General features: G+C 69.5%; 13 protein-coding genes. 4 read left to right on the top strand and 9 right to left on the bottom strand.

Translation table 11 applies throughout. From position 1 onward, the window contains the following. The first annotated feature begins 10 nt into the window (after nt 1-10). Entirely contained in the window at nt 11-5,719 is a 5,709-nt protein-coding gene (locus tag ACTMTJ_RS07855; protein ID WP_441215463.1) for an RHS repeat-associated core domain-containing protein, read from the top strand. 103 nt (nt 5,720-5,822) lie between these two features. Next, complete coding sequence (locus tag ACTMTJ_RS07850; RefSeq protein WP_441215462.1) at nt 5,823-6,749, top strand: phosphotransferase family protein; 927 nt, start codon at nt 5,823-5,825, stop codon at nt 6,747-6,749. Between the two features lie 114 nt (nt 6,750-6,863). On the opposite strand, the gene ACTMTJ_RS07845 is transcribed toward ACTMTJ_RS07850, so the two are convergent. Beyond that, nucleotides 6,864-9,302: a non-reducing end alpha-L-arabinofuranosidase family hydrolase gene (locus ACTMTJ_RS07845; protein ID WP_441215461.1), complete on the bottom strand. Its 2,439-nt coding sequence runs from the start codon at nt 9,300-9,302 to the stop codon at nt 6,864-6,866. Between the two features lie 462 nt (nt 9,303-9,764). Beyond that, the gene (locus ACTMTJ_RS07840; protein ID WP_441215460.1) at nt 9,765-10,769 is read right to left on the bottom strand and encodes an RNA polymerase subunit sigma-70; all 1,005 of its coding nucleotides are present in this window, start codon (nt 10,767-10,769) and stop codon (nt 9,765-9,767) included. A gap of 92 nt (nt 10,770-10,861) precedes the next feature. Between ACTMTJ_RS07840 and ACTMTJ_RS07835 the strand changes: the two genes are divergently transcribed. Both ACTMTJ_RS07835 and ACTMTJ_RS07830 read left to right on the top strand, forming a co-directional pair. Further along, nucleotides 10,862-11,221, top strand: a complete 360-nt coding sequence (locus ACTMTJ_RS07835; protein ID WP_441215459.1) for a nuclear transport factor 2 family protein — start codon at nt 10,862-10,864, stop codon at nt 11,219-11,221. 249 nt (nt 11,222-11,470) lie between these two features. Beyond that, a complete protein-coding gene (locus ACTMTJ_RS07830; protein WP_441215458.1) occupies nt 11,471-13,060 on the top strand; it encodes an FAD-binding protein in 1,590 nt (529 codons plus the stop codon). A 182-nt stretch (nt 13,061-13,242) separates the two neighbouring features. On the opposite strand, the gene ACTMTJ_RS07825 is transcribed toward ACTMTJ_RS07830, so the two are convergent. From ACTMTJ_RS07825 to ACTMTJ_RS07795, 7 genes are all read right to left on the bottom strand, one after another. After that, nucleotides 13,243-15,411, bottom strand: coding sequence for a CBM35 domain-containing protein (locus ACTMTJ_RS07825; protein WP_441215457.1), 2,169 nt, complete (start codon nt 15,409-15,411; stop codon nt 13,243-13,245). Nucleotides 15,412-15,759: 348 nt separating this feature from the next. Then, nucleotides 15,760-16,173, bottom strand: coding sequence for a VOC family protein (locus ACTMTJ_RS07820; RefSeq protein ID WP_441215456.1), 414 nt, complete (start codon nt 16,171-16,173; stop codon nt 15,760-15,762). A 63-nt stretch (nt 16,174-16,236) separates the two neighbouring features. Beyond that, complete coding sequence (locus tag ACTMTJ_RS07815; RefSeq protein ID WP_441215455.1) at nt 16,237-16,548, bottom strand: hypothetical protein; 312 nt, start codon at nt 16,546-16,548, stop codon at nt 16,237-16,239. Nucleotides 16,549-16,591: 43 nt separating this feature from the next. Then, entirely contained in the window at nt 16,592-17,053 is a 462-nt protein-coding gene (locus ACTMTJ_RS07810; protein WP_441215454.1) for a transglutaminase-like domain-containing protein, read from the bottom strand. Nucleotides 17,054-17,100: 47 nt separating this feature from the next. Further along, nucleotides 17,101-18,126 (bottom strand): fibronectin type III domain-containing protein, encoded by a 1,026-nt coding sequence (locus tag ACTMTJ_RS07805; RefSeq protein WP_441215453.1) that lies wholly within the window; start codon nt 18,124-18,126, stop codon nt 17,101-17,103. 169 nt (nt 18,127-18,295) lie between these two features. After that, nucleotides 18,296-19,405, bottom strand: a complete 1,110-nt coding sequence (locus ACTMTJ_RS07800) for a hypothetical protein (RefSeq protein WP_441215452.1) — start codon at nt 19,403-19,405, stop codon at nt 18,296-18,298. Next, nucleotides 19,392-19,961: a SigE family RNA polymerase sigma factor gene (locus ACTMTJ_RS07795; RefSeq protein WP_441215451.1), complete on the bottom strand. Its 570-nt coding sequence runs from the start codon at nt 19,959-19,961 to the stop codon at nt 19,392-19,394. Before ACTMTJ_RS07795 ends, ACTMTJ_RS07800 begins: the two co-directional genes overlap by 14 nt. Nucleotides 19,962-20,026 lie beyond the last annotated feature (65 nt).

The raw sequence follows: 20,026 nt of genomic DNA, 5'->3' as shown, positions 1-20,026 counted from the left end.
GGGAGCACGTATGGCGACGCGTCGCGTCCTGTCCGCTGTGCTGGCGGCCGTCCTGATCGTCACGGCCGACCTCGCGGTGGAGCGGACCGCCGCCGAGGCCGCCGCCGGACCGTCCGTCCCGCTGCCGGACCTTCGATCGACTCCGCTCGAGCGGCAGGACATGACCTCCCGCCCGGCGGACCAGGCCAGCGACAACGCGTTGGACGGCGACCAGCTGGCCAGCGGGTCCACGCTGGAGGGCGCCGGAAATCCCACGGCGACGCCGTTGGCGCCGTCGTCGACCTGGCAGGTGTCCGCGCAGACGGGTGACTTCAGCTGGTCGTACCCGTTGCGCGTGCCACCGGCGCCGGGTGGGCTCGAGCCGGACCTGGCGTTGTCGTACGCGTCGTCGGCCGTGGACGGGCGCACCAGCGCCACCAACAACCAGGCGTCCTGGGTCGGTGAGGGCTGGGACCTGTCGCCGGGGTTCGTGGAGCGGGTCTACGGCGGGTGCGCCGACGACGCCGGCAACGGCCGGGGCGACCTGTGTTGGCGCAGCGACAACGCGGTGGCGTCCTACTCCGGCGGCGGCGGGCTGCTGATCTGTTGTGACGGCGACGGGAAATGGCGGGCGCAGGGCGACGACGGCTCGCGGATCGAGCGCCTGACGGGCGCCGGTAACGGCGACGACGACGGCGAGTACTGGAAGATCACTACGACCGACGGCACGCAGTACTTCTTCGGATCGCGGGCGGACGCGCAGTCGACCTGGACGGTGCCGGTGTACGGCGACGACGACCGCGAGCCGTGCCACGGTGCCACGTTCGACACCTCGCGGTGCGTGCAGGGCTGGCGGTGGAACGTCGACAAGGTGGTGGACCGGCACGGCAACCAGATCCTCTACGGGTACGAGCGGGAGACGAACTCGTACGGTGCGAACCTCAAGGACGCGGCGGTGTCCTATGTGCGCGGTGGCACGCTGCGGCATGTCGAGTACGGCGTGCGGGACGGCCAGCCGGCGACCGGGCGGGTCGAGTTCACGGTGGCCGACCGCTGCGTGCCCGGCAGCGACTGCGTCCTGAGCAAGAAGGACAACTGGCCGGACGTGCCGCTCGACGCCCGGTGCGAGGCGGCCACCTGCCCGGGCAAGTACTCGCCCACGTTCTGGAACACCAAGCGGCTGGCGAAGATCACCGCACAGGTGCGGGGCTCGGGCGGCGCCTTCACCGACGTGGACTCCTGGACGCTGGACCACAAGTTTCCCGACCCGGGCGACGGGGAAAAGGCCGGCCTCTGGCTCGCCGGCATCACCCACACCGGCCACGTGGGCGGCACCGCGCCGCTGCCGGCCGTACGCTTCGAGGGCACCAAGCTCGCCAACCGGGTGTACAAGGTGGACGGATACGCACCGCTCAACCGGTACCGGATCACGGGTGTGGTGTCGGAGTCCGGTGGTGTGCTGTCAGTCAAGTACGCCAGCCCGGAGTGCGTCGCCGGCGGCACGATGCCGGCCAAGCCGGAGTCGAACACGCTGCGTTGCTTCCCGGCGATCTGGGCCAAGAAGGACCACGCGGAGCGCACCGACTACTTCCACAAGTACGTGGTGGAGAGCGTGACCCAGTCCGACCGGCTGAGCACGTTCAGCGAGCAGGTGACGAGCTACGAGTACCTCGGCGGCGCGGCCTGGCACCACGACACGTCCGAGTTCACCAAGGACGACAAGCGCACCTGGAACGAGTTCCGCGGTTTCGGGCGGGTCGTGGTGCGTACCGGCAAGCCCGGTGACCCGAGCGGCCCGATCGGCAAGACCGAGCAACGGTTCTACCGCGGCATGCACGGCGACAAGCTGCCGTCGGGCACCCGGGCGGTGACCGTCCAGCCGAGCGAGGGGGAGGCCCGCACCGACGAGGACTGGCTGCGGGGTGTCCAGCTCGAATCGGTCGTGTACGACGGGGACACCGATCGGGTGGTGAGCAAGACGATCGACGAGCCGTCCTGGCAGGGGCCGACGGCGACCCGCGGTGCGCTGAAGGCGTACCTGGTCCGCACCGGCGCGAGCCAGTCGTACGTCGCGCTGGCCGCCGGTGGCTGGCGCGGCACCCGCACCGAGTCCACATACGACGACCGTGGCCTGCTGACCCGCACCAACGACCTCGGCGACACCGCGACGCCGGCGGACGACAGGTGCACCCGCGTCTGGTACGCGCGCAACGCGGACAGGTGGCTGCTGAGCTTCCCGTACCGTGTCGAGACGGTCGCGGTCGGCTGCGGCGCGGAGGCCTCGTTCCCGAAGGACACCATCGCCGACGTCCGCTCCGCCTACGACGGCCAGGCCGTCGAAGTGGCACCGGTCGCTGGAAACGTGACGCGGACCGAGTCCATTTCGGACGACAAGAAGTACGTCACGACGTCCACGGCGAAGTACGACGTGCACGGACGGGTCGTCGAGGCGGGCGACGCGCTCGGCCGTGCGACGAAGACGGCGTACGTCCCGGCGACCGGCGGGCCGGTCACCCAGACGGTCACCACCAACGCCTTGGGCCACGCGACGACCACGACACTCGCGCCCGCGTGGGGGCAGCCGACCACCGTCGTCGACGCCAACAAGCGCAAGACGGAGACCGCCTACGACCCGCTCGGCCGGACCGTGGAGGTATGGCTGCCCACCCGGCCGCGCGTCGTCGACGGGGTCGACTACGAGGGCAGCGCGAAATTCGCGTACCTGATCCGCGACGACGCGCCGTCGGTGGTCACCACCCGCAGGCTCGGGCCGAACGGAAACTACGTCACCAGCAAGGAGATCTACGACGGCCTGCTGCGACCGCGGCAGACGCAACGGCCGGCCAGCGGCGGCGGCCGGCTGCTGACCGACACCCGCTACGACTCGCAGGGCCGTGCCTACAAGGCCACTCAGCCGTACTTCAACGACGCCGTGCCGGACGACGCCCTCTGGGTGGCCAGCGACACCGAGGTGCCGGGCCTGACCACGACACGGTTCGACGGCGCGGGCCGCGCGGTCGCGCGGATCTACCAGAGCGGCGGCGCCGAACGGTGGCGCACGACGACCGCGTACGGCGGCGACCGGGTGCACGTCACCCCGCCGGCCGGCGGCACGGCCGCCACCACGATCACCGACGCCCGGGGGCAGACGGTCGAGCTGCGCCAGTACCACGGTGGCACACCGTCGGGCGGGTACGACGCGACGAAGTACACCTACACCCCGGCCGGCCAGCTCGCCACGGTCACCGACCCGGGCGGCAACACCTGGCGATACGGGTACGACGTGCGCGGCAACCAGACCCGGGCGGACGACCCCGACAAGGGTGTGTCCACGATGGAGTACGACGCCGCGGGCCAGCTCGTCGCGATGACCGACGCCCGAGACGTCAAGCTGACCCACGAGCACGACGCCCTCGGCCGCCGCACCGTCGTGAAGCGGGGAGACACGGTGCTGGCCGGGTGGAGTTACGACACCGCGACGAAGGGCAAGGGCCGGCTCGCCTCGTCCGTCCGGTACCTGGACGGCGCGGCGTACACCCGCACGATCGCCGGTTACACGCCGCTCTACCAGCCCACCGGGGTGACGGTGGCGGTCCCGGAGGCGGAGCAGACACTCGCCGGCTCCTACACCACCTACTACAGCTACAACCCGGACGGCAGCCCGTACGGCGTCACGCTGCCGGCGGTCGGCGACCTTCCCAAGGAGACGGTCAGCTTCGAGTACGACGACCTGGGCGCGCCGCGCACCATGTCCGGCGGGCTCGACCAGGCCGGCACCGCCTCGTACGTGACCGGCACGCAGTACACCCGATACGGCGAGCTGGCGCGCCTCCAGCTCGGCGACACCGGAAAGCGGGTGTGGCTGTCGCTCTACTACGAGGACAGCACCCGCCGCCTGAGCCGGACCATTGTGGACGCCGAACTGCCCAAGCCGGTGCAGGCCGACGTGCACTACGGATACGACCCGGCCGGCAACGTACTGTCCATCGCCGACACTCCGCCGGACGGTCCGGCAGACCGGCAGTGCTTCCGGTACGACCACGTGCGGCGCCTCACCCACGCGTGGACGCCCGCGGGGAGCTGCGCCGCCGATCCGGCGGTCGGCGACCTCGGCGGACCGGTGTCGTACTGGCAGTCGTTCACCTACGACGCCGTGGGCAACCGGCTCACCGAGACCCAGCACGCGCCGGGCGGCGACACGGTCCGGCGGTACGCGTACTCGGCCGCCGGCGCGCACGACCTCACCGCGGTCACCACGGCCGGCCCGGCCGGCACGAAGACCGACGAGTACGCGTACGACGCCACCGGCAACACCGTGAAGCGGCCGGGGCAGGACCTGACCTGGGACGCCGAGGGCAAGCTGGCGAAGGTCACCGGCGGCGACAAGTCGACCGAGTTCGGATACGACGCGGAGGGCGACCGGCTGATCCGCCGCGACCCGACCGGGCGGACGCTGTACCTGGCGGGGCAGGAGCTCCGGCTGGACGCGGCCACCGGCAAGAAGACCGCCACCCGGTACTACAGGTACGGCTCCGCCACGGTAGCGGTCCGGACCGCGGCCGGCGTGCGGTGGCTCGTCGGCGACCACCAGGGCACCGCCCAGCTGACCGTGGACAGCGCCAGCCAAGCGGTGACGCAGCGCCGGCAGACGCCGTTCGGCGTGGCGCGTGGCACGGCGGTGAGCTGGCCCACGGAGAAGGGCTTCGTCGGCGGCACACTCGACGCCGACGCGGGACTCACCCACCTCGGCGCCCGCGAGTACGACCCCGGCATCGGCCGGTTCATCAGCGTCGACCCGCTGATGAACCTCGCCGATCCGCAGCAGATGCAGGCGTACTCGTACGCCAACAACAGCCCGGTCACCCTGAGCGACCCGACCGGGCTCAGCCACTCGTGCCCGGACGGCGACTGCCGCAACGGCAAGGGCCCGGCCGGCAAGAACAAGCCGGCAACACCGGCCACACCACGGACTTTCACGCGAAGCTGCCCGGACGGCTACGGCTCCTGCCAGGCATCGGGCGGCTGGGCTCCGCAGTACTACGCACCCGTTCGGGCCAGCCGCGGCGAGTTCGAGGTCGGCCGCGGCCCCACCCGGACCCAGGCACCGGTTTGTGGAAGCAGCGCGGCCTTCCTCATGACGGAGGTGGGTATCTGGTGCAAGGGTCTGCGCAACCAGGGATACAAGCAGTACCAGCCGCCCGCGCCCAAGTGCGGTCTGGTAGACCTTCCGGGCACGAACAGCTTCGAGTGCGCGGCTTACCGGGAGAGCCGCCGACCCAAGCCGACGCCGCAGATGACGCACCACACCTGGCTCAAGGTGACCTGTTCGGCGGTGTCCGCGCAAGGCTTCTACGTCGCCGGAGGATTCGAGCAGTGCACATCCGCGGCCGAGCCAGACCTCGTTCTCAACGCCGTCAAGTTCGGTCCTGGCGTGGGAGCCGGCGTAGGGCTGGGTAACTCGGTGAAGCTCATCCAGGACGCGGAAAACCTGGACGGTGCGGCGGGCTTCGGGCTGACGCTCGAAGTCGGAGCCTCCGCCGGCCCCATCGGTATCAGCGGCTCAGCCGGCGGGAGCATCAGCGACGAACAAACCTTGACCAACCCCGCCTTCGGCTTGGGCTACTCGGGCGATCCCACCGACTTCCAGGAGTGGTCCGGAGTCAAGGCGGGCGCCAGTCTGACCCTCGAGTTCGGCTGGACATGTCTTGCGTCCAACCCGTACTGCGCGCCCCACTACTGACCGGTCGCCGTACCGGGCGGCCTTCTTGCCACAGAGGCCGCCCGGGATCGGGAACGCCGGAAAGCGGGTGCGTCGACGAACTGCCAGTCCTAGATTGCGTGGGGTGGAGCTTTCACATCTCGGCGCGCCGATCGGTCCGATGATCCGTGTCCACGGCGGGTTCGCCAACCGGATGTACCGGCTCGACACCGAGCAGGGGTCGTTCGCGGTGAAGGAGTTGAACCTCCTCGATCGCCGGTGGACCTATGGCGTCGAAGACGTGTTCAGGTTCGAGCGGGCGGCCTTCGCCGCTGGAATCCCGATGCCGGAGCCGATCTCGGCCAGTCACGACACGCTGGTCCACCGGTGGGTCGAGGGTGAGAAGGTGCCCGAAGAACCGGTGCCGGCGGCGTACGCGTTCGAGATCGGCGAGATTCTCGCGCGCATCCACGCGCTCGACGTCGCGTGGACCGGCGTCTCGACCGAGGAACCGGCGTCACGGGACTGGCCCGAGCTCGCCGAGCGGGCGACGGCGACCGGGCAGCCGTGGGCCGACGAACTTACCGCCCAGGTCGAGACGTTCCTCGCGATCGCCCACTTCGTCGACACCTGCGAGCGACCGGGCCCCGTCGTGTTGACCCACAAGGACATCCAACCGTGGAACCTGCTCTCTCGACACGGTCGGCCGGTGGTGCTCGACTGGGAGCTCTCGGGGATGCTCGACGTGTCCAGCGAGCTCGGCTCGACCGCGCTGAGCCTCGCGAAGGGGCCTGGCTTCGACGACATCCAGCCCGCCATCTTCCGCTCGGTCCTCGACGGCTACGTCGCAGCGGGCGGAGCGCTGCCGCCGTGGGGTCCAAGTTGGTTCGTGTTCATGATCGGCGGCTGGCTGGGGCACACGAGATGGAACATCCTCCGCTGCCTCGCCGGCGTCGAGGCCAGCACCGGCCCCGACCTCGCGCTGTCGCACGAGTCCGTGCGCAACGGCGTGCGCGGCCTCCCCGTCCTGTTCCGCCGCCTTCCACAACTCCAGGGGATGCTCAGGTGCTAACACCCGCGTCGTTCAACGGTGCCACCAGGGTGGTCGCGTGACGCGGGCGGGCCCGGCGTTGTGCCGAGCCCGCCCGTTTTCCGTCCGTCCCTGTTCAGGGATTTTTGGACGGCGTTAGCGCTGGAGGGTGAGCAGCCCGGGGCGGTAGGGCAGGAGGCCGTAGTCGCCGCCGGAGTTGGGGGACCGTCCCTGGTAGAGCAGCTGAAGGTTGCACGGGTCGACAGTCATGGTCTGGTCGGCGTTGGTGCGGATGAGTTCGCCGTGGCTGATGTCGTTGGTCCAGGTGGCGCCGCTGTTGGCCTTGCCGGCGAAGGGGTTGCTTTCACTGGTGGCTTGCGGCGTCCACGTACCGCCCAGGCTGGTGGCCGTGAACGAGCGGAAGTAGCGACCCTGGGAGCCGATCGCCTCGACGAGCATCAGGTACCGGTTCTGGCCCTGAAGCTTGTAGACCTGCACGCCTTCGAACAGGTTGTTCGTCGAGTCGGTCATGATCGTCGTGTAGTTCGAGCCGAAGCTGCCCGGGAAGTTCCCGATGGGCATGCTGGCCCGGTAGATGCGGCCGTTGTCGCCGGCGAAGAAGAGGTACATGTTCTGGTCGTCACCGATGAGGGCTTGGTCGATGGGGCCGGTGCTGGAGTCGGAGATGCTTCCGGTGAACAGCGTCTGCGGCGACGACCAACCGTTGGCGTTGGTGGGGTTGCTCGAAGTGCGGTACGAGAACGCGGGTCCACCCCACTGGTAGGCCAGCACCCAGATGTTCCTGGGGGCGAAGTAGAACAGTGAAGGCGCGACGGTCGCCGAAGACATCGCGTTCTGGGTGGCCGAGCCCATCTGGTTCCAGTTCGAGAAGAGGCTGAAGTTCATCGAGCCCCAGGTCGTTCCCGTGTCGTGCGTCGTCGCGTAGACCAGATGCTGGCCGTTGTACGGGGCGTAGGTGAAGTCCTTGAGCGAGACCCAGCCCGACCTCGGCTGCGCCAGCGCACCCGTCGAGGTCCAGCGGTACGACGACGGCAGAGAGCACATACCGCCGGTCGGCGTCGGCGTCGGTGTCGTCGTGGGCGGCGGTTGGCTGGGACCGCCGAGGGAGACGAGCCTGAATTGCTGGTTGGTTTGTCCGTGGCAGTCGTACAGCTGGATCTGTGCTCCGTTGGCGGTGCTCCAGACATCGAGGCACCGTCCGGATTGGACACCGCTGATGGTGCCGTTGGCGTTGATGTTCCACTGCTGGTTGGTCTGACTGTGGCAGGTGTAGATCTGGACCGCCGCGCCGTTGCCGGAACCCGCCGCGTCCAGACACATGTTGCTGTACACCCGTAGTTGCTTGCCGGACGTGTACGTCCAGGACTGGTTGGACTGCTTGTTGCAGTCGTAGAGCTGTACCCGGGTGCCGTTGGTCTGTGAGGCGTTGGTTACGTCGACGCACCGGCCCGACTGCGTGCCGACGATCTCGGAGGCAGAACTCGGTGGTGTGGTGGGTGAGACGGTCGGCGTCGGCGCCGACGTGGTGGGCGTGGGGCCCACGCTGTTCAGCGCGTCCAGTGTGGAGTTGTAGGCGGCCTTCTTGTTGCCGTTGCACTCGAACAGCAGCGGAGTGCCGCCGGAGCGCCACGAGTCGCAGTCCCGCACGCCCCACACGGTGATGCCGTTGCAGCGGGCCACCGCCAGGCAGTCGTTGACCACGTTGCGGTACGTGTTGGCCTGCGTGGTGCCGGAGCCCTCGATGTCCAGTTCGGTGATCTGCACGTCCACCCCGAGGGCGGCGAAGCTGGACAACGTGGTGCGGTAGTTGCTGTTGTACGGCGAGTTGGCGTTGAAGTGCGACTGGAACCCGACACAGTCGATCGGCACGCCGCGCTGCTTGAAATCGCGCACCATGTTGTAGACCGCCTGGGTCTTCGCCCAGGTCCAGTTGTCGGTGTTGTAGTCGTTGTAGCAGAGCTTCGCGTTCGGGTCCGCCGCGTCCGCGGCCCGGAACGCGGCCTCGATCCAGTCGTTACCCGTGCGCTGAAGGTTCGAGTCACGCCGCCCGCCGCTGTCACCGTCGGCGTACGCCTCGTTTACCACATCCCAGGAGTCGATCTTGCCTCGGTAGTAGGTGGCCACCCGGGTGACGTGGTTGAGCATCGCGTTGCGCAGCGTGGTGCCGGACATGTTCTGCATCCAGCCAGGCTGCTGCGAGTGCCAGGCCAACGTGTGCCCGCGCACCTTCCAGCCCCGGCTGATCGCGTGGTTGACGATCCGGTCCGCGTTGCCGAAGGTGAAGTTGTTCTGCTGCGGCTCGGTCGCGTCGATCTTCATCTCGTTTTCGGCGGTGACGCTGTTGAACTCGCGGTTCAGGATCGTGGTGTACGCGCTGTCGCCGAGCTTTCCACCCGCGACGGCGGCACCGAAGTACCGGCCGGACTGGGCCGCGGCCGCACCGAGGGTCGTCTCGGCCGCCTGGGCGAGATTGGGCAGCAACGAGACGGCAAGGACCGCAACTATCGCAGCAGTTCCGGAGAGGGAGAGCGCTCGTAGTCGGGTGCGTCTGGTGGGACGTGTTCGGGAAATCATGCGGATCCTCCAGCGTGGGATAGGAAAATCGCTGTCGCTGTTCGGGTGGTGGGCCCGCTCAGTTGGCGGCCAGACCGGGCCGGGATTCGTGTCACACATCCGCCCGTCGGCGTGTCGCTTTAGCCTGCCTGACCAGCGGGTATAGGGCCTGGTAAACAGGCTTGATCGACCGCCGAGGTGGTGGTGGGCGCTGGGCTCTCCAGGTGGGGGACGTGGGTCACCTGGCGGGCGGCTGGGCCTGATTGGTCGCGTGAGGCGCCTCCGGCAAACTACAAGATCATGTTAGCGTTCACAGTGATAGACGTCTTTCAGGCTGGCAGAAAGTCACAAGATTTTCAACCGGTAGTTTCAGGAAGCGGCCGATAGTTTTGGGGCCCGTGCTGGCCATCGGCCCGTGGCAGGAACCCGCACGGTCGACCGCGGCATCGCACGCCAAGAGCTGGCCAAGGCGGGGCTCGCCCGCTATCCCACCTTTTCCGGCAAGCCAAAGCGTGGCATCAGGTGGTTGGTGTGGAAGCGGGTGACGGCTCGAATCCGACCACCGGTCAGAGTGAGCACGATCAGCCCTCCCGAGCCGGCCGGCACCTGATCGGACTCGGCGTGGTAGACGCCGAAAGCCGGCTGGGTGTTGGCGCGGGCCGGCACCAAAACGGTTCGCCGGTTACCGGGGTACGCCATGCTGGTCCGGAGGAAGTCGGCGATCGCGGGGATGCCGTGATACTCGTGCGGCGCCGGCGGCATACTCAACCACGCGTCGTCGGTCAGGAGGGCGACGACCCGGTCGACGTCCGCCGCGGTAAACGCCTCGGCGAAGCGGCGGACCAGCTGCCGCTCGTCGCTCGACCCGGGCGCGGACAGCGCCGGCTGACCGGCGGTGCGGCGCCCGTCGAGCGCGGCGCGGGCCCGTTGGAGCGCGCCTTTCACGGCGGTCTCGGTGGTACCGAGCATGGTGGCGACCTCAGTGCTCGGGTAGCCGAGCACGTCGCGCAGGACGAGGGTCGCGGCCTGGCGTGGCGGCATCCGCTGGAGGGCGACGACGAACGCTAGCTCGACCGCCTCGCGCGTCTCGTACCGCGCCTCGGGGCCCGGTGCCGGCTCCGGCAACTGCTCCAGCAGGTCGTCCGGGTAGGGCTGGAGCCAGGTGACCTCGCCGCGCCGGCTCGGCTCCGGCGGCGTGAACGGCGGCACCGGCTCGGCCGGAACCCGGCGGCCCGCGTCGCGCAACGCGTTGAGGCAGCGGTTGGTCGCGATCCGGTAGAGCCAGCCACGCAGCGAGGCCCGTCCCTCGAAACGGGGCAGCCCGCGCCACGCCGCGATCAGCGTCTCCTGTAGCAGGTCCTCGGCGTCGGTCAGCGAGCCGAGGATGCGGTAGCAGTGCAGTTGCAGCTCACGCCGGTGCGGCTCGGTGAGGTCACGGAACGCGTCCTGGTCACCGGCCTGGGCGCGCTCCAGCAGGTTCCGGCCCACGAAAAGATCTTGCCATGCTTTCCGCGGGAGCGTTCCGCCCAGGCCTTCGGTGGTGTCTGAACGAACGGAAGGACGTACGAGAAGGAGATACCGTGACCGAGAACAGCACCGCCCTACAGATCGCGCTCGCCTACCACGAAGCGTGGACGACCAAGGATCTGGACCGCGCCATGTCCTACATAGCCGAGGACATCGTCTGCGACGCGCCGGCCGGCCGCATCGAGGGCGCCGAAGCGTACCGCGCGTTCATGGCGCCGTTCGTGCGGATCCTCCTCGACGCCAGGATGATCGCCGCGTTCGGCGACGAGCAGACCGCACTGGTCATGTACGACACGACGACCGTACCGGTGCCGAACGCGCCAGGCGCCGAATGTGTCACCGTCAAAGACAACAAGATCACCTACAGCCGGTTCCTGTTCGACCGCGCTCCCTTCGAGGCAGCCCGGCGATAGCCAGGTGGTGGGCGTCTTCGGCCGGCCAGCGTTTACGGAGCTGGCCGGCCGAAAAAGGTCACCGAGCCGGTGCGGGCGGTCCTCGTCCTACAGGGCGAGCTGACCCTCGCCCATGCCCGCCACGAGCTCGACTACCGCGAGGGGTAGTGCCAGCCCCACTCCGGTCCCTCCAGGCTGCCGGATGTCCATGCCGCGCGGGCGTCCGTAGCGTCGTTCGGACAGCGACGTCCACGCGGAGGAGACGCACCCATGTCCACGCCCACGCGACGAAACCTCTTGCGCACCACGGCCATCGCGGCCGCGGCCGGAGTCACCGTCCACTCTGGAGCCGCCGGCGCCGCCCCGGCGGAACAGCCGGCGCCCTTCGGCCCGGCGGTCGTCCCGCCCGGCGACCCGCGCTACCCCGACCTGGTCCGGCGCCGCTACAACCTCCGCTTTTTGGGCAACCCCGAGCGGGTACACGTGCTCGGCTCGACCGCGCAGGTGGTGCGCGCGGTGCAAGACGCGGTACGGGCCGGCAAGCGGATCGCCGTACGCAGCGGCGGCCACTGCTTCGAGGACTTCGTCGACAGCCCGCGGGTCCGGGTGGTGCTCGACCTGTCCGGCATGACCGGCGTGTACTACGACCCGCACCGGCGCGCGTTCGCGGTCGAGGCGGGCGCGACGCTCGGTGAGGTGTACCGGCGGCTCTTCCTCGGCTGGGGCGTGACGATCCCGGGCGGCTACTGCCCCGAGGTCGGCGCCGGCGGGCACGTCCAGGGCGGTGGGTACGGTCCGCTGTGCCGCCTCCTCGGCCTGGTCGTCGACCACCTGTACGCGGTCGAGGTCGTCGTCGTGAGCCGGGACGGCACCGCGCGCAGCGTGGTCGCGACCCGCGAGCCCGACGACCCGCACCGCGACCTGTGGTGGGCGCACACCGGCGGCGGTGGCGGCAACTTCGGCGTGGTCACCCGCTACTGGTTCCGCTCTCCCGGCGCGCGTGGCAGCGACCCCGAGCGGCTGCTGCCCCGCCCGCCGGCCTCGGTGCTGACGTTCTCGATGGAGTGGTCGTGGGACGGGCTCGGCCCGGAGGCGTTCGCCCGGCTGGTGCGCAACCATGGCCGGTGGTTCGAGCGGCACAGCGCGCCCGGATCGCCGTACGCCGGCCTCTACAGCGAGCTGCTGCTCTTCCGGCGCCCGTTCGGCCGGCACATGATGCTCGGTCAGGTCGCCGGCGAAAACGCCGAGCGGCTGCTGGACGAGCATGTCAGCGCGCTCGCCGACGGGTTCGCCCCGCCGTCCGCGCGCTCCCAGGAGCGGATGCCGTGGCTGGCCGCCGCGCTGCGCGGGCCTGGCGAGGACCCGGGCCGGTGGCGGCTGAAGTGCAAGGCCGCGTACCTGCGCCGGGCCTTCACCGACCGGCAGGTCGACGTCGTGTACCAGCACCTGACCAGCGACGTCCCGGGGCTGTTCAGCGGCACGGTCAGCCTCAACTCGTACGGCGGGCAGGTCAACGCGACAGCGCCCGACGCCACTGCGGCGGCCCAGCGCGACTCGATCCTCAAGCTCTTCTACCTGGCCGCCTGGCCCGACGCGGCCGGCGACGCCCTGCACGTGGGCTGGCTGCGCGAGTTCTACCGGGACATGTACGCGGACACCGGCGGCGTACCGGTACCCGGCGCGACAAACGACGGCTCCTTCATCAACTATCCCGACGCCGACCTCGCCGACCCCGCGTGGAACACCTCCGGCGTCACGTGGCAGACCCTCTACTACAAAGACAACTACGCCCGCCTCCGCGCGGTGAAGGCCCGCTGGGACCCGCGCGGCGTCTTCCGCCACGCCCTCTCCATCCGGTGAACGGGCGACCCGCGCACACCGCCGCCTGAGCGGCGTTGGGACGGGTGCTGGTCCCGGGCGGGGGGAAACGCCCGGGACCAGCGGTTTGGGTTATCGGCCGTAGCGGCTCTTGAGGTGGCGCCAGAAGTCGCGGAACATCCATCTGTCGAACTCGGTGATCTGGCTGGCGCTGCCGGCCCGCATCAGCCGATGGGGGCGGCGACGCGGATCAGGTCGAGGTCCGGGGCGTAGCCGCTCGTGGCGTTGCCGAATGTGATGGTGTTGGCGCCGGCCGCCAGGTCCACGTCGATGACGGTGGTCCTGAAAGTGGTCCAGCTCAACGTGTTGCGGAAGTAGACCCGCCGCGAAGCGCCGCCGTTGACACTGATGTCCGCGCCTCGGTCGACGATGTTGTTGTTGTACTGGTGGTTGCCGACGACCTCGGCGTTGGCGTACGCGACCACCATCCGGTACCGGCCCGCGGTCGGCACGGTGACGTTGTTGAACCGCAAGGTGTTGCCGGCGCCCGCGCCGACGAACCCCACGTGCTGGCCACCAGAGGCGCCGGTGTTGCTGCCCCGGGCGGCGGTGCCGGACAGCGTGTTGCCGCTCGCCTCGGCCTCGTACGAGGTGACCGTGCCGGTGGTCGCGGTGACGTCGACGTAGTCGAGGTTGACGGCGTCGCGGTCGTCTCCGGCGTACGCGTTGGCCTCGACGCGGCTGATGCCGGCGGGCAGGAACACCTTCGTGGTCACCGTGTTCCAGCTGTTCCAGTCGGCGGTGCCGGGCAGCGTGAGGTCGGTCAGGTCCGATCCGTTGAGCCGCAACCGGATCGACCGGTTGGCCGGGGCGCCGGAGAGCAGACCGGCCGAGTACCGCAGGCCCAGGTTGTAGTAGCCGTCCGAGGGCACCGTGACGACGAACTTGGTGCTGGCACTGGTGCTGGCACCGTAGCCCTCGACGAAGTAGGTGCCGGAGTAGCCGGTGTTGCCGCCGTAGGTGACGCGGGCACCACCGTCCAGGCGCGCGTACTCGGCCTGGTACCGAGACGCGCCGCCCACAGTGGACAGGTCCTTGTTCGGAGTGAGGATCACCTGGTAGGCGGCGGAGCCACGCAGCCCGGTCAGCGGGATCGTCACCTGGCCGCCGCTGGCGGTGTAGTCGCCCTCGGCCACGACGAACGGTCCGGACGACGGGTTCAGGCCGGACGAGTCCACACCCCACACGGTCGCGTGCACGGTGCCGCCGAGGAACGGCGCCGAGCCCAGGCCGCGGACCACGACGTTCGTGTCGTAGCTGCCGGATGGCGGGTTGTTGCCGCCGAAGACGACGCGGGCCTGCTGCTTGGCCGGGTCCACCGCGGCCAGCCCTTGCAGCGAGCCCCCGATCGAGGGCGGCGTGACGGCCACTGTGTTGCCGGTCAGCTCGCCGTACCACTTGTACAGCCACCAGCCGCCGGTCGCCTGGTTGTTGCGGGTGACCAGGTCGTTGAGGCCGCCGGCGGTGGTCCAGTAGGCCAGGCACGCGTCGACCTTGCTGGCCTCGAACTTGGCCACGTACTGCACCAGGTTGCCGGGCACGCCAAGGTCACCGTTCTGCCGCGCGTACTCGTCGATGGTGATCGGCCGCGGGCTGATCCCCAGGCTGCTTTCGATCGCCCGGAAGTCGTTGTAGTGGTTGTTCCAGTTGGCGAAGAAGTCGTTGCCCAACTCGTGCCACGTCGCCACGTCCGGCAGGACGTTGTTGTTCCGCGCGAACGTGAGGAACGCGCGCAGGTCCGCCGAACGGTAGCTGGCGAAGCCCGGCCCGGCGATGCGAGCGCTCGGGTCGATGGACTTGATCCGCTGGTACACGGTGCGCCAGTCGGTCAGGAACCGGCCCTGGAGCTGGCCGGAGTACCAGATCCAGTCGGGTTCGTTGAACGGCACGTACACGAAGAAGCCGCGGTTGGGGTCGGCCACCACCTTGCGGGCGATCGTGTCCACCTTGGACAGGTAGTCGTTGATACCCAGGTTGTCGTACGGCCAGTTCGGATAGATGTCCTGCATGTAGATCTCGATCTGGCGGCCGCCGGCCCGCTTGAACATCGGCGCCACCCGCAGGGCGTCCCCGTTCGGGTGCTGTAGGCCGTCCGGCGCCTTCTGCGCGGCGACCTGCGGCTTGATCGCGGACAGCATCGTCTCGTTCGGGATGCCTTCGTCACCGAGGCCGTACAGGAATCCCGTCGCGCCGTACCGCAAGGCGCCGGTGTTCGCCGCCAGGTCGACGGTCAGCTGGGACGGTGCGGCACTGGCCACGCCGCCTGGCAGTGCCGACGCCAGCAGTACCGCCAGCGCGGCGGTGGCGAGGAGTTTTCGACGTATCGGTCTCATGGGGGAGCTACCTCCGTGGGTTTTGAGCAGCGTCAGCCGCATGCGCGTGCGGAATCATGGCGTGGGCTGCCCGGCGCCCAACGGCATCCGATGCGAGATGCCAGCAAGTAGTGTGACCGGTCACACGCATCAACGAAAGTCGCTGTTACCATTCTGTTACATTGACGGACCTGACCGGGCGGGTTCAGCCGGGCAGGTTGTCAACGCAGTTGGCGATGGTCACCCGGCCACCGACACCAGCCCGGTCGCCACCACAGGCGAGGCGTCCTGCCCGTCACCGCGGGCACGGAAGGCGGTGACCAAAGCGCGGACACCGAGCGCGAACGGCACCAGCCCAAGCAGCCCGACCTAGCGCGCGGCGGCCTCGGTGCGGGCGTTGAAGACCAGCTCCCAGACGTGCCCGTCGGGGTCGCTGAAGTAGCCCATGTACGAGCCGTCATGGTCCGCTGCCGGCCCAGGGACCGAACCCCCGGCTACCCCGGCGCGCGTGAGGATGTCGTCCACTTCCTCTTTGCTGCCGATCGCGCACGAGAAGACACACGCCCCCGGCGTGGCGGCGTCGACCGGCGGGACACCGGCGCGGTCGGTGTACGTCGCGTACTCAGACCGCTCGATCAGGAACAGCGACAGGTTCGGCAGCTCGAACGCGATCATCCCCTCGTCAATCTCGGGGTTTGTTAGTTGTAGACCGTCGCGATAGAAGCGCAGCGACTTCTCGACATCCGCGACGGGCAACGAAACGACGACAGTCACAGGTCTCATCCGGACCACCCTAATGCGCGGCTTCACCGCCGTGACGCTCTCGGGGTACGGCTTGCGCGCAAGCTATATGTAGCCGCCTTCTCGGCACGCCGCCAGCAGGTCCTGAACCATTCCGCGCAGGTCGCCCGCCTGATTTCCCACTGCGGCCGCCGCCGCGTACGCGGCCAGCAGCTGCGCCTGCCGGCTGATGTCGGGGTTGGATGACTGCGTGCCGACCTCGCCCGCGGCGGCCAGGTCCGCCGGGGTCGCCCCGCCGGCCGCCTCGATCGCCTTCAACGAGTCACACATCTGCTGGCCAGCGGCGTCGGTGGAGGTCGACGACGATTCGCTCGGTAAGGCCGGGGTCGTCGCGGCGGCCGTGGCCGGCGTTGCCACCGCGCTCGATGACGCTGTGGCCTTGCTGGCAGATGAGCCCTCGTCACCTGCGGCACATCCACACAGCGCGGTCACCAGGATGAGGGCGGGTGCGACGATCAGCCATCGAGGTATCACAGTGCTTGAGTGTCCCATGTGCCCGGGCCGAAGTGCTCGCTGCCGGTGGTGGCGGCCGTAGAAGTCCGAGAAAGTTCAGGTGGGCAGTGCGACCGGCGAGGTGTAGTCGTCGGGTGGTAGGTCGCCGGCGGTGGTGGCGGTGATCGTCTGCTCGACCGGTTCGAGGGTGCCATACCCACCAGCGGCCGTCGAGTGCGGTCTCGGTGACCAGGTGGAAGCCCATCGGGTCGAGGCCGGCTGCGTAGACGGCGGCTACTCGGGCTGGCACGCCGATCGCGCGGCACAGGGTCGCGACAAGGTGCGCGTAGTCGCGGCAAACGCCTTGGCCGGCCAACAGCATGTCCGCGGCGTCGGTGGTGGGTCCGCTCGCACGGAACAGGGCCGGCACGGCGGCCGGCCTGTCCGTTGCCGTGCGGGGCGCACGGCGGTCGATTGCTAGTTGGTGCAGAGGACGGGGCTCAGCGCCGGACTTGTGACGGCGAACCCGCTCGGTAGCGGGGCGTCGCCCGACCGGGTCGCGTTGAAGCCCACAGTCGTGCCTGAGCCGGGAAGGATTCTGGTGTTCCACGATGCCGGGGTGCCGGTCGCCTGGTCCCCGCTGCGGCTGACGGTCATGCTGAACGCCGAGTCCACGGTGTACGCGGTCGGCAGGGTGAAGGTGAGCCGCCAGTCGTTCAGCACGGTGTCGAGGGTGAAGTTCCGGATGGTCACGTAGACGGTGACGTACTGACCCCAGCCGCTGATCTGGACCTTGCATGTGGGGTACGGCTCGGGCTTCGCGGTGGCGAATGTCAGCGGGGCCGAGCGCGGCGACCGGTTGCCGTTCGCGTCGAAGGCGACCACGGCGATCGTGTAGCTGGTGTCCGGGGTCAGGTTGCGCAGGTACAGCGAGGTGATGTCGTTGGTGGCGACGTCGGTCCATCCGCCGTCGGTCTGGCGCTGGACCACGTATCCCGCGACGCGATGGTTGTCCGTCGACGGGTTGAGCACCACGACGGTGGCGGAGATCGTTCCGACGCTGGATACGTAGGCGCCGCCGGGCGCGGTCGGCGGCGCGCTGTCGGGTACCGGTTGGGTGCGGACGGTCAGGTACCCGGACGGATTGCTCATGGTGTAGCCGGAGCCGGGCTGCGGGTTGGCCCACACCCGGTACTGGTAGGCGGTGTCCGGGTTCAACCCGGTGTGGGTGTGGTACGGCGTCGTCGTGGTGATGAGCCTCTGCGGGACGGAGGCGAAGATGGGGGTCACTTCGATCGTGTAGTTGGCGACCGGACCGGTCGACGGCGTCCAGGAGAAGGAGGCGCTGGTCGTGGTGACGGCGCCGGCGACCGGGGTGCCAGGCGTCGACAGTGGAGTGTCCGCCCGTGCCGGGCGGCCGGACACGGCCAGCACCACGAGTACGGTCAGGAGAGCGGTACCAAGGGTGGCGAGCGGTCTGCGGGGCAGGATACGGGCGGTCATCGGCAGTCCCTCAAGTTCGATTTCCATCAATATATCGATGGTTGTCGAAACCAACGCCGGCGGCCGCACCAGGGTCCACAAGAGACATTTGACTGAATTGGGCCACAGGCCGCAGGCCGCCCGGCCGGAGGGGCCGGGCGGCGATGGCTGTTGGGGCGGGCTCGTTCGCTCAGGGCGCGACCGGGATGGCGGTCGCGGCGTCGAACCAGGTGTCGTCGTTGTCCACCGAGGCGAGCGCGATGCCGTTGAGTACCTTGATCATCTCGTTTTTGGAGAGCGCTCCGTTTTCGGTGGCGATCTGAATGTTGACCTTGCCGTCCGGTGTCCAGGTGTTGCAGAGGGTGGCCGAGCACCTGGGTGACGTCGGGGGGCGCTGGCCGCCGCGCAGTTGTTGGTTGGAGTTGGCGTTGGGTACCACGAAGATCTCGAAGCTGCCGGGCAGGCCGGGGCCGGCGCTCTGCGGCCAAGGCTTGGTCAGGCCGGCGGGTCGGGGGGCCGGCTTGGCGAAGACCGCACCGCCGAAGTCGCCGTCCTCGGCGGCGGCGACGCCATCCATTCCCGCCATCGCGTGCGAGCCGAGTACGACCGGTTTGAACCCGGCCGGCACGTAGCTCATCCGGAATGGCAGCCTGACCGGGGCCGGGTTGGCGGGTGCCAGGGCGAGGGCGAGCCGCTCCAGGTCGTCCGGCGAGGGATCATCCGGGTCGCTGGAGTACGTCTCGAGGGTGGCCCACGCGCCGTCCAGATATTGCCAGGCCAACAGCTTGTGGAAGCGGATGTCGGTGAGCTCCTGTAGCAGGGCCGGCCGTCCGGCGACCGTGAGCCGCCGCGGGTTTCGCAGTCCGTTGGGGTCGAAGGCGCCCGGCCGGTAGACCACCAGGTAGGCCGACAGCCCGTTGTCGCTGTCTTCGACGACCGGGGCGATCTGGTAGGCCGTGGACGCGACCAGTGGCGCCTTCACCTGGAACCGGCCAACCTCGTAGCCCGTGAAGGTGAACGTGAACGGGTCGGCGGGCACCTTCAGCGGGCCGGGCGCGGTGGCCGGCACCGCGTTGGGCGGTGCGCCGGCGGGCTCTGGCGATGCGTCGGTGGACACCGGGCTCGGCACGACGACCGCGACGGCGACGGCGGTGGCGGCCACCGCGGCGGCGCCGCCAGTGATCGTGGCCCAGACCCGGCGGCGTCGCCTGCGCACCGCGGCCCGGACGATGTCGTCGGCGCTGTGCCGCAGCGGCGGCGCCCCGGACGTCGCCAGGTCGACAACGTCATATACCCGCATTGATCCACTCTCCCGTGTTGATAGCGGCGTTGCCGCCCGACCGGCGGTCGGGGGGTTCGTCCAGCTCGATCCGGTCCACACCCAGGACCGCGCGCAGCCTCGCCAAGCCGTGCTGCGTCTGGCTCTTCACGGTGCCGCCCGAGCAGCCGAGGACCTCGGCGGTCTCGTCCACGCTCAGGTCCTGGAAGTAGCGCAGGAAGAGCACGGCCCGCTGCCGGGGCGGCACCGTCATGAGGGCAGCCCGCACCCGGAGGCGTTCGTCGGTGGACTCGGCCGGGTCGGGCCGCGGTACGTCGGGCAGCACGTCGCCGGCCGGTCGTTCCCGCCGCCACCAGGGCCGGCGGGTCTCGTCGATGGCGGCGCGGAACACCATCGTCTGCGCGTACAGGTCAGGTCGCTCGAGCCGACCCCAGCGCGGGTAGAGCCTGGCCAGGGCGTTGGCCACGGCGTCCTCGGCGGCGTACCAGTCGCCGCAGGTCACGTACGCCAAGCTGCGCAGCGATGCCATGCGCGCGGTGGCGAACTCGCGAAACCCGTCGTGATCGTCCTGCTTCAACAGGCCGGCTCCCTCCGTCGAGGTGAAACGGACGCGGCCTACGGCGGGGTTGCATCACCGCGGCG

The sequence above is a fragment of the Phytohabitans sp. LJ34 genome (assembly GCF_052068095.1).
GTDB lineage: Bacteria > Actinomycetota > Actinomycetes > Mycobacteriales > Micromonosporaceae > Phytohabitans.
This window is presented reverse-complemented; position numbering and strand designations above follow the sequence as displayed.